Consider the following 12,436-nt stretch of genomic DNA (forward strand, 5'->3'; position numbering starts at 1 on the left):
CAATGCCGATATCCCATCACTAAACTTATGATCTTGATAGCGAGTTTTTAACAAACTCTGCCACTCCACGCAGCATATGCACAGAGGAAATATTACTCGGGCTCAGGCAGCGCGGGAATGAGCCCACTACGCTGAGCTAACAATTCTGGAGGATAAAGTAAGGTATCCTGATCCAGCTCGGCGCCAAAACGGTTAATCAGCCATTGCACATTATCGTCCATCATTAGCGATTGACGTGCCTGTTGCAGTAGCTCTTGGTGAAAACGTTTGCGCATCTCTAAGGGCGTTTCCCGCGAAGGATCGCTTCCTATGACCACCTCAACCTGCCTCGGGTTCCCCAATGCGGCTGTCAATGCCTGCTCGAGCTGCTCAATCGCCACAGGCGCCGCCAAGTGTTTTTGGTCGGGTTTAAGCAGCAATGGCAAAGGGTTAGCCTGCAGCTGACAAATCGAGTTTACCGCCAACTGACGCACACGGCCGCCAATCTCTAGGATCGCCATGAGCTTATACCAGTGCAAGTCTAAGGGATGACCGGTAATCGATTGCGCCAGCGTTAATGCGGTGGATGACGCAGGAGAAACCGTCTCGCTTGATGGTGACTGCAACGATGCTGGTTGCTGAGTTAGCTGCTGAGTTTGTGGTTGAGTTTTTGGTTGTGTAAGTTCCTGCGCCTGAGGCGGCGTATTCGGCTCAAGGCTTTGCTTAGCAGGCTCGCTGTCTTGTACTGCCGCTTGCTCTAACGCTTGCACAACCCGTGTCGGCTCGTTATCCGTTGGCAATGTTTGAGCGGCAACGGGCGCAGCGCCTAAATCCTCAACAGCTGTTTGCGATGCGACAGGGGTTTCAGTCTGTAGGTTAACACTTGCAGCGGACGCATTGGCATCATCCATTGCCGCGACGGGCGCCTCTTCCCAAGGCGGGCGATCGTTCGGATCAAGCGGCGGAGTTGGCGTAACATTTGACTGTGACTCAAGATGGAGCTCGGCCTCGAAATCATCGTCAAAGGGCAGCTCAAAGTCGTTATCAGACGCGTTTTTAGCGACTTGCGGCTCGTTAGATGCATCAACTGAAGACGTGTTATGTGAAGTCGCGTTAGAGACTGGCGCGGTATGCGCACTCTGGCCCGGGGTTTTAAGCTTAACTTCCGCTGCCTGCTTTTTTCCATCACCATCCTTGGTGCTGAGCGCATCGAGATCGGAGAGTAAGGAGTCGCGCGCTGCTAATACCGCCGATAAAATATCGTCATCCTCGAGGGATACTGTAGCTGTTGAAACCGGAGGAGTTGTTATAGTTGAACTTTCGGCAAAAGACGGCGATTGGGGGTCAGCGGCGGACTCATGCACAACATCCGAGTGGTCGATAGACTGAGCACTGTCGCTCATCAACGAACTATCTTCCATGCCAGAGAACCCGCCCTGCTCCTCAGCCATAAATTGCGAATAATCATCCTGATAGGCATCGAGTGGCGCGGCGGCATAATCGTATTGTCCGTAATCCTCTGCAGAATATTCATCTGGCGCTAGCGCGTCTGCACTCTGATTAACACTCGCTTGAGTATCGTCCTCGATATCATCAAGAGATAAGGCTACAGGTTCTGTTAACACAGCAGGAGAAGGCTTCTCGCCAGAGCTTTCGGAATTCACCATCGCCGCTTGATTATGCTCAGCATCAAGATTCGATACTGGCGTAGATACTGAGTTCGATTCAGGGCTTGATTCTGAAAGTGAGACGGCCTCAGTACGCGATACCGCCTCGGTACTTGCGCCAAAGCCTTGGCTTTGGGCTTGGCTTAAGATCACTTGCTGCTCAGCAATCAATGCCGCGTTGAGTGTAGACTCTTCATCAAGTGCATCCTCGCCGACTACAGCATCCTCGGGTACAGCTTGCTCTGCGGCTTCGGCTTGAGAAGCTGAAGATTCCAGAGATTGAGCTATAGACTCAGAGATTGCAGATTGTGGCAGAGCCTGTGAGTCACGCTCAGCAGTTAGCGGAGTTTTTTTTTCAGCCACTGCTTGATTTACAGCTGGTTCCGCCGCGGGCATATTTGGTGTGGGCGTCGCTGACATTGGCTGCTGAGCTGGCAAGCTCACCTTTGCAGCAACTTCGACCTGCCAACGTTTCACGGGCTTTTCGGGAACAAAAGCCACTGCCCGTAGCAACGCCATTTCAAGGCCCGATTTAGGATCCGGCGCATGGGGTAAGTCTTTACGGCCAGTCAGCAAAATCTGGTAATACAGCTGCACTTGTTCCGGCGCTAACTGCTCGGCAAAGGCTTGAATTTGCGTGCTATAAAGGGATTGCTGCGCCGCGGCAGGTGCAAATTGAGTCAGGGTAATTTGATGCAATAATTCCAGTAAACTGCGCAGCACTTCTTGGGCGTCCGCGCCATAGGCGAGCACCTGTGCGCAGCTTTGCATCAAGACGCCAATATCGGCATCGGTTAAGGCTTTGAGTAAACGCAGCACATGCTGCTCATCGATGCTGCCCAGCATAGATTGCACTTGGTTGAGCATTACCGTGCCACCACCAAAGGCAATGGCCTGATCGGTCAAACTTAAGGCATCACGCATACTGCCATTGGCCGCTTTGGCGAGCAGAGTTAAGGCTTCGTGCTCAAAGGGTAATTGCTCTTGGGTTAAAATATGCTGTAGCTGAGTGCCAATTTCCTGCTGAGTTAAACTCTTTAAGTTAAATTGCAGGCAGCGGGATAACACAGTCACCGGCAGCTTTTGCGGATCCGTCGTCGCCAGCAAAAACTTCACATGCTCTGGCGGTTCCTCAAGGGTTTTTAGCAGCGCATTAAAACTGCTGCGGGAGAGCATGTGTACTTCGTCAATCAGGTAGACCTTAAAACGGCCACGGGTCGGACGATATTGCACATTATCTAAGAGTTCACGGGTGTCATCGACTTTAGTACGCGAGGCGGCATCGACTTCGATCAAGTCAACAAAGCGGCCTTGGGCAATTTCGACACAGCTGCCACACACACCACAGGGGGAAGCCGTTACGCCCTTTTCACAATTGAGGCCTTTGGCGAACAGGCGCGCCAAACTGGTCTTGCCCACACCGCGAGTACCCGTAAAAAGATAAGCATGGTGTAAACGTTGTTGTGTTAACGCATTCGTGAGCGCGTGCAACACGTGGCTTTGGCCGACCATCTGTTCGAATGTGGCAGGGCGCCATTTTCTGGCTAACACCTGATATGACATGGAACTCCCCAATGTGCATGACAAGAATGTTGGTACAAAAAAGGGGATCGCGCCCCGAGATAGTTGCAAGATAACATGTCAATTAACGACATGCCATTAAACTATCCCTAGGCGCCTTTGGCTGAAGAATTATTCGCCTTCAAACTCACAAAGTTTAACCAACTCAAGACCTAAGGCCGTTAAACGGGCTTCGCCACCGAGATCGGGTAATGAAATCACAAAGGCCGCATCTTGCACTTCACCACCCAGTTGGCGGATAAGTTTGACTGTGGCTTCGATAGTGCCGCCAGTGGCCAGCAAATCGTCAACCACTAATACTTTGTCATTCGCGGTAATCGCATCGGTATGGATTTCAAGGCTATCGTGGCCATATTCCAGCTCATAGCTTTGGCTAATGGTCGCACGTGGTAACTTACCTGGCTTACGTACAGGCACAAAACCAATGCCTAATTCCAGCGCTAAAGGCGCACCAAACAAGAAACCACGGGCTTCGGTGCCCACAATCTTGGTAAAGCCTTTATTGCGATATTGCTCAACTAATAAATCGATAGTCGCTTTATAGGCCGCGGCATTTTCCAGCAGACTGGTCACATCGCGAAATAGAATCCCTTCCTTAGGATAATTAGGAATCGTTTTAATGCTTTGCTTTATCAAGGATAAGGTTTCTGTATTCATAGCCATTTAATTTAACTTAATCGTTTCGCCACGCGTAACTGCCGGCGGTAAAAACAAAACGTCCACAGCGAGTGTGGACGAGCTTTAATAATTCGCACAAAGCTTATGCCGCTTTGGTTTGAGTTGCAATAAGCAGCGTATTCAAGTGACGAATTGGTTACCAATTTGTGCCTTAGATCAAATGTGCTTAGGATTCGATTTCAGGAATGGTTTTAAGATACCAAAGTAATCCGCAAGCCATGGTGAGCAGCAGCAACTTCACCCATACAATCGGGACAACTAGGATGCTAACGCTAAAACTGAGTCCCGTGAGCAACATCGCTCGGCGTTTAAGGCCGGGGCGCATCGCCCTGTGTTGTTGCCATTGGGTCAGCGCATCGGCAAACCAAGGGTGTGTCATCAACCACTGGTGTAAGCGCTCGCTTGAGCGGGCAAAACAAAAAGCCGCCAATAGAATAAACGGCACTGTCGGCAACAGAGGCAATACAATACCTAGCAGTCCAAGGCCCAACGCCAAGCAACCTATCAATAAAAACAAACCGCGTTTCAATATCATAGTTTGTAAATGATCATAGTATGTAGATGCCTCAAACCTGAAAAACAAAAGCCACTCTAAGAGTGGCCAGTAGTATACTCAATTTGAGATTAAAACCTGCTTAAATTAAGCCTAATTGCTTTAACCAAGTCAGGCTTGCTGGTAGCGTCGGCAACAGTAAGACTAAAATAAAACCAATAAAATACATAAAGTTAAATGGGTCTTTAAATGGCTGACTGCTCATTACAGCTCCTCAAATGTGTGCAAAGATAAGTGCGCAGGAATCGTACAGTGATTAAGATCACAAAACGGGCGCCATTGTAGCGGTTTGTCAAATCAACAAAAACCCTTTTTATGTAAGGTTATTGCATTTATTTTGCTGATTTTAGCAACATGCAGCTTAAATCCCGCGCACTATCCCTTTAACGGCAAGTTGTTCGAGTAACTGAATACAGCCCTGGGTTAAGATCTCCGGTTGCATTTGCGGATAAATCCCTTGCAGCCAGTTCAGTATGTCATCGAGGCGACTCTGCTTTTGTTCTGCCAAATATCCCAGCACTTGCGCACTTAACGGCGTTAATTGTAAGAAGCCCACCTCGCCCGCCTCATCCTGATAGAGGCAAAAAAACACCGGCTGCGGCAGCGGCGCTGTCGGGCGATAATCTTGGCGGATCTGCTGCACCGGATATTGGTACTGGGCCACACTCGCCGTTGCCGCTAAACACAAATTACGCTGCAAAATATCTGCGCTGGACAGGCTCTCTTGCTGGTCAACTTGTTGCGCCGTTGCCACTTGCAGCTCAAGCCATTCATAGTGCGCCAGCTCCAACATAAAAGGCGGATCACTTTCTGCTGGTGAATATTCAAATTGCAGGAATTGTAAAAACTCTCCGGCAATATCAATAAAAATTGGGGACTTACAATCATGTTGACTGAAAAAAGCCTGCACTAAGGCTTGCCACTGTGCATCGCTATAAAGACTTTTAAGAACAGGAAAGGCATTAGACACAAAGCCCATCACATTATTAAAGAATAGCTCTCGATAAACCTGCATCCGCTCAAAGGGCACACCGCTCGGCACAGGATTTTGGGGATCGCGAATATAATCGATAAAAGACTGTTGTACTTGCGTAAAATCCATCAGGCAATCCTCTTGTCTAAACGATTTTTCGCCCGCGCTTGATAGGCATGGATTTGATTAATCTCATCCAATAACTGCACCGTTTCAGGCAGATTAAAGTCACGCTCGAGCAGTGTCGGCAAGACGCCATGCTGGGCATAGCACTTATCCAACAGTGCCCAAACCGGATCGTTGATGTCGCTGCCATGGGTGTCGATCAGCAAGGTTTCAGACTGTTGGTAATGCCCTGCGATATGCAAATAGGCGATGCGCTCCGTTGGCATGGCCTTTAAATAAGCCTCGGCATCGTATTGATGATTTACCGAGTTCACATAGATATTATTCACATCTAACAGCAGCTTACAGTCGGCCTCTTCTAACACTGCGGTCAAAAACGCCTGCTCACTCATCTGCGCGCTCGGCGCGGCATAAAAGGAAATATTCTCGAGGATCAAAGGCCGCTCTAAAATATCCTCCACCTGTTTTACCCGCCTCGCCACATGCTTAACGGCGTCATCGGTAAAGGGAATGGGCATGAGATCGTATAAATGACCACCACCCGAGCAATAACTTAAATGCTCCGAATAGACGTCGATTTGGTGCAGATCCATAAACGCCTTCACTTGGCGGACAAATTCCAAATCTAAGGGGGCTGGACTGCCGATAGAGAGTGATAGACCATGGCAGAAAAAAGTATGTTGCTCAGTAAGCTGCCTAAATTGCTTGCCGTATTTTCCACCGAGCGTCATCCAGTTTTCAGGGGCGACCTCTAAAAAATCGATAGCCGTTGGCAGCGCTTGGCAAAACTCACTGAGCATTTCACGCCGTAAGCCTAATCCAACCAATCCACTCTCTTGCATTGCTTTCACCTCTTACCTAGGGCTTGTCGAGATTACCTTTTCGTTCTGGCAAGCCCACACTTGAATGCTGCTAAACAAAGGCCAGCTGAGGCTGGCCAAGTGTAGAGCTGAAGCTCGATAGTATCGACTCGCGCTTATTTCATTTCTTTTTTGACTGCGTCGGCCTTAGCTTCGACTTTTTCAGCGGTTTTCTTCATATCGCCACCGCATTTAGCTTCACCACATTTACCTTCGTGGGCTTTATCGGCTGCGGCTTTTTTCATGTCGGCGCCACATTTAGCTTCACCGCATTTACCTTCGTGGGCTTTATCGGCTGCGGCTTTTTTCATATCAGCGCCACATTTGGCTTCGCCACATTTACCTTCTTTGGCTTTTTCAGCTGCGGCTTTTTTCATATCGCCACCACATTTACCTTCGCCGCATTTACCTTCTGAACCGACGATTTGATAACCCGCTTCCATGGTTTCAAATCCGAATGGGTTGGTTTGCGCATTCACGGCGAACGCAGAACCGACCACCACTGTACCTAACGCAACTGCAACGGCTGTTTGCTTAACTGACTTCATATATTTCTTCCTTTTATTTGATGAATGGTGGCCAACAACAGTGTTGTAGCTGGCTTACTGCAAAAGACCCGCCCCATCTCGGTTTCATTTCAAAAAATATCACCAAATCACAGAAATAATCAAAATATGCTGATAGGAAACAGAATTTAGTCGTAAAAATCCCCAAAAACAGCTCTTACCCTTCCCTCGCAATGCTTTGTAACCACAGTCCAATAGGATAGAATGCACGCCCTTTGAAACTGGATATGGGTTTGTTGCAGTGCGCGTAATTTTGGCTCCGATGGAAGGCGTGGTTGACGACTTAATGCGGGATATTTTGTCTTCAATTAACCCCTACGATTTGCTCGTCACCGAATTTGTGCGCGTGGTTGACCAACTCTTACCCGAAAAAGTGTTTCTTAAACTCTGCCCCGAACTGCTCAATGGCGGCTTTACCCCCTCAGGCACACCGGTTCGTGTACAGCTTTTAGGGCAAGAGCCCAACTGCATGGCCGAAAACGCGATGCGCGCGATTGAGCTTGGTTCCCACGGCGTTGATGCAAACTTTGGTTGCCCCGCTAAGATGGTGAACCGCAGTAATGGCGGCGCGGTGTTGCTGCAATACCCTAATACGATTCACGACATTGTGCGTGCCATGCGCCAAGCCGTGCCCGCCGAGCATCCAGTGACGGCAAAAATTCGTTTAGGCTACGAAGACAAATCCCTGTTTATGGAAAATGCGCTGGCCGTTTATGAAGCGGGTGCGACTGAGCTGGCTATCCATGCCCGCAGTAAGGTCGATGGTTACAAACCGCCCGCCTACTGGGAATACATCACCGAAGTGCGCGAGCGTTTGCCCATTCCTGTGATTGCTAATGGTGAGATTTGGAACCGCGAAGATGCCGAGCGTTGCATGGCGGTGACGGGCTGCGACAGCATTATGATAGGTCGCGGCGCGATTTCGCTGCCCAATCTTGCCGATACCATTAAGACTGGCGCGGCGCCTTACAGCTGGGCCGACACCTTAGGCCTGATGCTAAGCTACACCCAACGCGAGCTAAGCGGCCGTAAAAGTGATTATTATCCGGCGCGAATTAAGCAGTGGTTTAGTTATTTGAATCGCCAATACCCCGAGGCGGACACCCTGTTTAGGGAGCTGCGCATCTATAAAACCACAGAGGAAATTGTGCGAGTGCTGGAAGAGGCGCAGCAGCACCTAGGCGAATAGCCACTGATAACGCATAGGACCGACATTCCGCACCTGATTTAGGAATAAATTTGCCGATAGCGTTCACCTAACACGTCGAGAATGATCTGCTGGTCGGCCGTTAGCCCCGTGACCTGAGGTGGCGCCTCTCCTAACTGGTACTCGTGTACCCCGCCAAAGCGTAAAAAGATCCAGCGCGCAGTTGGTTTTTGCGTGGGTTTCTTTTTCATGTCCGCCACACTGCGATTCTGCTCTACTAAGCCCTGCCGGATACGGTGCTCCAGCGCCGCATAAATCATCAGGCTACAGGTCATCACCATCAGTAATGCTTCGATACGTTCTGGTTTTTTAAGATACAACGACGAGGTTAAAAATTCGGGACTTTTCAGAAAGCGAAACCCACGCTCGACGTTCTGCTGGGCTTTATAGATTGCCAACAGCTCAGCCATGGTGAGCGTTTCACTGTGATCATTGGTCGCGAGGATGAACACCCCAGTCTGGTTGCGTGCCTCTGCTACCCGCGCCAAGCTACTTGCGGCTAACCCCTTGATGTGAAATTGGTAGCTCACCGGCACTTCACCCTTTTGCGGCCTTCCGCGCCCAGCATAGAGAGGTTCACTCACGACCTCTGCTTCCAGTTGCAGCAGATTTAAGTTGGCTGCAAAACGGGCTAATTCAGCCTGCGCATCGGCCTCGCAGGCAAAACGCTGAGCACATAATTTGCCAAAGGCTTTCAGCTCACGCGTGCTGTCTTTCAGTAGGTTTTTGGCTAATGTTTGCTGCTCACGGTGGCTAGCCTGTTCGCTGCGCACCAGCAACCAACGCTGCGCGACGTCGGCATAATTGGCGCTTTGCCAACAGCCATGATAGCCATTGCCCAGCGCAACCAGCGACTGGGTGCCAATGGTTGCCACGGCTCGCTTGGCCTCATTGAGGGTGACAGGCACACGAGTCACGAACAACTGTTGCTGTTGTGCCAGTAGTTGCAAGGTGTCGGTGCAATACAGCGCCGCATCGCCGACCAGATAACGACTCTCCTGCGCGGCCTTGAGACTGCTCAAGTGGCGCCGTACGGTCTGGGCAAAGGCCTTGGTATCATTACTATTGCCACTCAAGGCTTGCATATAAATGGGCAGGCCGGCTTGATTTTCGCAGATAAGTTCCAGGATAACCTGGTTTAGCTCTGGCCGGTGGTCGCGGCTGTAGCCCCGTACCAATTGCAACTTACCGAGCTGTTCGCCATCGACTTGGTCATAGGCACCATCGACGTGGAAACTGGTGATATCGAGGTGTACTGCGGTACTTTTGAGCTCCAATCGCTCGACGACCTGTTCCGCCATCACCTGATAAAGCGTGCTGACATCGGCCTCAAAGAGGGCATCAAGGCAGCGGCCGAGCACGTCATCATTTAGGTCATCGGCACAGATCCCAGGGCCAATCAGACGCTCTACAGGCTTGTTGGCAAAGAATTGCGGGAACATGTGCAAGGTGGAGCTATGAAAGCCAAGACCATTCAGAATCATCGCCACCAAGGCTTCACCATGTGAAACTTTGTAGGGCGGCGTTTTGGGGAGCACCGCATCAATCATGCGAGCAATGCCGAGTTCTTGGCAGAGTGCAGCGACCAAACCAAGGTGGTCGAGGTTACGAATAGCGATAGCGGGAGTGGCCATAATGATCTACCTGCAAAAAGTAGTAATAGATCAGAATGGCCGATCGCCGTCAAGTTTTTTTAAATCGAAAATTAGGTGCGGAATGACGGATAGGATAATCCCATGAGAAAGTGGTGAAATTTTATTTAAAACACCACTAAATCCCTGCAAATCGGACAGATACTTGATCTTTATCATAGTCGTTGATAGTGGAACTATTAGACTGAATGTCCAGAGTCAGATAAAACAGGCGATTTTACGTGAGCACCACCCATATCAGACAAGAATTGTCAGAGCTTGAAGCTAATCTAAGGAAGGAAATCGGCGCGCTCCCTCAGTTTATTGAAATACTTGGGGCGCATTATGCCAATCTCAGCTTAGGCGAGTTAATTGATCGCCTAGCACAGAGTCACCTCGCAGAACATCCGCTATTTTGTCGTTTAAACCGCCTCGATGCCGCCTTCTGTCAACTCGACTTAGGCTTATACGGCCTATGCTCAGATTGCGAAACTGAAATCGAAGCCGAGCGCCTAACTCAAGATCCCACTGAGCAACGTTGCAGTAGCTGCGCCGAGCATTATCAGCATGAGCATCGCCATGAACTTAGGCTAAGCCATTAACAGTTTTAGACTTTATCTGTTCACTCAGTCAGTTCACCAATAAAAATGCCACTCAAATGAGTGGCATTTTTTTGCGTATTTACAAGCCAAGTTCACCTGCAATACTAAAATTACTGCTATAGCTATTTACAGTTTTTGCCCACAGTTAGAAACTACAACACCATTTTTTAAGTGAACAACTTTTCCGTCAACTGGCTCATAATCAGCAGCTTTAATCATTGGATTTTTTTCAAAAAACTCACGTAAAACTGCTGCGTCAGTTTGCTGAGTATTTAACACATCTATTTTAGGATAATCGTCACCACCAGCAGCACTAAAACTAATAATTGAGAAGGTGTATTCCTCAGTTGGTGAAAACCCTCGATTATTAATATCACTGATATCGGCTGTAGCAGTATCACAATCGATGGTAACACTAATATTGCTTAACTGCGCATAACCGCCACCAGTTTTAGTGCCTACCTTCCCTAAATATTCAGCAACTTCATTACCGGTCATCGTCGCTTTGGCTACAAAGTTTCCAAATGGTTGCACCTTCAAAACATCACGATAGCTCACATCACCAATAGCGATGGAATCACGTATACCTCCAGAGTTCATTACCCCAAAGTCCGCATTCACTAAACTATAAGTTCGATAAGCTTCACCTAAGAGTTGACCTAAATTGGTTTGCTGGGTACGAACGATATCACGATTCCCTTGAAGCAGACCATCAGTATACGAAATAACAACGTCCAGTAATTCTTGACCTTTTTGTTGATACGGATAGAGAATAGATTTTACAACTGGATCTGCGCTGATTAATTTATCAACTAATATGTAATTACCTTTTTCATCTTTAACCAAATTACCTTTATCATCTCTGGTTAATAAATTAATAGGAATTAAATCATAGCTAGCGAGATGTAATTCACCGTTAAAATACTCGAAATCGGCACGACCAACATACTTACCCCATTCGTGAGCTTGCATAATCCAAGTGCCATTTTGTTGATCAGGCGCACAATCATCACCAGGTTTGAAGCTAGCGTAAGCTTTATTGTCGCTACCAGGCTCCATACAGACAGGATTTTGTGAGTGCCCGCCAATAATCGCTTGTAATTTACCTTTTGCCACTGAACGTGCTAACAACACATCGCCAGGCGCTTCAGAACCATGATTACCATCTGCATAATGCCCCATGTGAGTGGTTGCAAAGACTAGATCGACTTTTTCGTTGGCTTCAATTTCTTTAAGCGTTTTTTGAATTTCTTCCTGTGGGTCGGCGAAATGTATGGTTGAAATATTTTCAGGGTTGACCAAATGTGCAGTGTCTTTGGTCGTTAAACCAATAACAGCTACTTTGAGACCATTTACATCAAAAACATGATAAGCATCAAACAGGCGCTTATCCGTAATCTGGCCATCTTTATCTTTGATATAAATATTCGCAGCCAGCATCGGGAAGTTAGCTAGTTTTGATTGCATATCTAGCACATTTAAACTTTTATCAAACTCATGGTTACCGACTGCCATTGCGTCGTAACCAATTAAATTCATACCAATGAAATCGGGCACGGCATTTTGCATATCCGACTCTGGTACACCGGTGTTTATATCACCACCAGAGAGTAATAGAACTTCACCGCCTTTACTTTTTACTTCAGCACGAATTTGATCGACTAGAGCTTTACGAGCCGCCATACCATATTCGCCATCACTGTTTTCCCAGAAACGGCCATGGTTATCGTTGGTGTGTAATACGGTAAATGTTTTACAAGCGCTGCCCGCTTCGGCACAGGTTGTTGGTACTTTAGTATTATCATCATCACTATTACAACCTGCTAGCGCAGCAAGCACTGCAGTCGCAATTAATCCTTTAATAAGCTTATTTGTCATTACATCAACCCCTTGATTTTAATTATTTTATCATAGATAGATTGTGCGAGTACCATCGACTCTCGCGCCACGCATAATAACAAAGAATAAAGACGAATTGTGTCATTTTTATTAATAAACGTGACTTTAATGTGG

At 48.1% G+C, this 12,436-nt stretch carries 11 protein-coding genes; 2 read left to right on the forward strand and 9 right to left on the reverse strand.

Annotation, left to right across the window (positions count from 1 at the left end):
- Positions 1-92 precede the first annotated feature (92 nt).
- The 7 genes from dnaX to N5E87_RS12505 all read right to left on the reverse strand — a co-directional run bounded on the left by dnaX (position 93) and on the right by N5E87_RS12505 (position 6,965).
- The gene (dnaX, locus tag N5E87_RS12475; protein ID WP_086904620.1) at positions 93-3,209 is read right to left on the reverse strand and encodes a DNA polymerase III subunit gamma/tau; all 3,117 of its coding nucleotides are present in this window, start codon (positions 3,207-3,209) and stop codon (positions 93-95) included.
- A gap of 129 nt (positions 3,210-3,338) precedes the next feature.
- Positions 3,339-3,890: an adenine phosphoribosyltransferase gene (gene apt, locus N5E87_RS12480; RefSeq protein WP_011623016.1), complete on the reverse strand. Its 552-nt coding sequence runs from the start codon at positions 3,888-3,890 to the stop codon at positions 3,339-3,341.
- Positions 3,891-4,071: 181 nt separating this feature from the next.
- Positions 4,072-4,440 carry a YbaN family protein gene (locus N5E87_RS12485; protein ID WP_011626436.1) on the reverse strand — a complete coding sequence of 123 codons (369 nt, stop codon included), beginning with the start codon at positions 4,438-4,440 and terminating at the stop codon, positions 4,072-4,074.
- A 100-nt stretch (positions 4,441-4,540) separates the two neighbouring features.
- The gene (locus N5E87_RS12490) at positions 4,541-4,663 is read right to left on the reverse strand and encodes a hypothetical protein (protein ID WP_011623018.1); all 123 of its coding nucleotides are present in this window, start codon (positions 4,661-4,663) and stop codon (positions 4,541-4,543) included.
- A gap of 156 nt (positions 4,664-4,819) precedes the next feature.
- The gene (locus N5E87_RS12495; RefSeq protein ID WP_086904621.1) at positions 4,820-5,560 is read right to left on the reverse strand and encodes a putative DNA-binding domain-containing protein; all 741 of its coding nucleotides are present in this window, start codon (positions 5,558-5,560) and stop codon (positions 4,820-4,822) included.
- Complete coding sequence (locus N5E87_RS12500; protein WP_011626438.1) at positions 5,560-6,399, reverse strand: DUF692 domain-containing protein; 840 nt, start codon at positions 6,397-6,399, stop codon at positions 5,560-5,562. Before N5E87_RS12500 ends, N5E87_RS12495 begins: the two co-directional genes overlap by 1 nt.
- Before the next feature lie 134 nt (positions 6,400-6,533).
- Positions 6,534-6,965 (reverse strand): hypothetical protein, encoded by a 432-nt coding sequence (locus N5E87_RS12505; RefSeq protein ID WP_086904622.1) that lies wholly within the window; start codon positions 6,963-6,965, stop codon positions 6,534-6,536.
- Between the two features lie 259 nt (positions 6,966-7,224).
- Here N5E87_RS12505 and N5E87_RS12510 point away from each other — a divergent pair, with 259 nt between their 5' ends.
- A complete protein-coding gene (locus N5E87_RS12510; RefSeq protein ID WP_086904623.1) occupies positions 7,225-8,172 on the forward strand; it encodes a tRNA-dihydrouridine synthase in 948 nt (315 codons plus the stop codon).
- Between the two features lie 38 nt (positions 8,173-8,210).
- Here the strand turns inward: N5E87_RS12510 and N5E87_RS12515 are convergent, their stop codons facing one another.
- The gene (locus N5E87_RS12515; RefSeq protein WP_218558478.1) at positions 8,211-9,824 is read right to left on the reverse strand and encodes an IS1634 family transposase; all 1,614 of its coding nucleotides are present in this window, start codon (positions 9,822-9,824) and stop codon (positions 8,211-8,213) included.
- A 239-nt stretch (positions 9,825-10,063) separates the two neighbouring features.
- Between N5E87_RS12515 and N5E87_RS12520 the strand changes: the two genes are divergently transcribed.
- A complete protein-coding gene (locus N5E87_RS12520; RefSeq protein WP_011717378.1) occupies positions 10,064-10,423 on the forward strand; it encodes a TraR/DksA C4-type zinc finger protein in 360 nt (119 codons plus the stop codon).
- Between the two features lie 126 nt (positions 10,424-10,549).
- On the opposite strand, the gene ushA is transcribed toward N5E87_RS12520, so the two are convergent.
- Complete coding sequence (ushA, locus tag N5E87_RS12525) at positions 10,550-12,301, reverse strand: bifunctional UDP-sugar hydrolase/5'-nucleotidase UshA (RefSeq protein WP_086904882.1); 1,752 nt, start codon at positions 12,299-12,301, stop codon at positions 10,550-10,552.
- Positions 12,302-12,436: the final 135 nt, after the last annotated feature.

This window comes from Shewanella sp. GD03713, assembly GCF_029843705.1.
Taxonomy (GTDB): Bacteria; Pseudomonadota; Gammaproteobacteria; order Enterobacterales; family Shewanellaceae; genus Shewanella.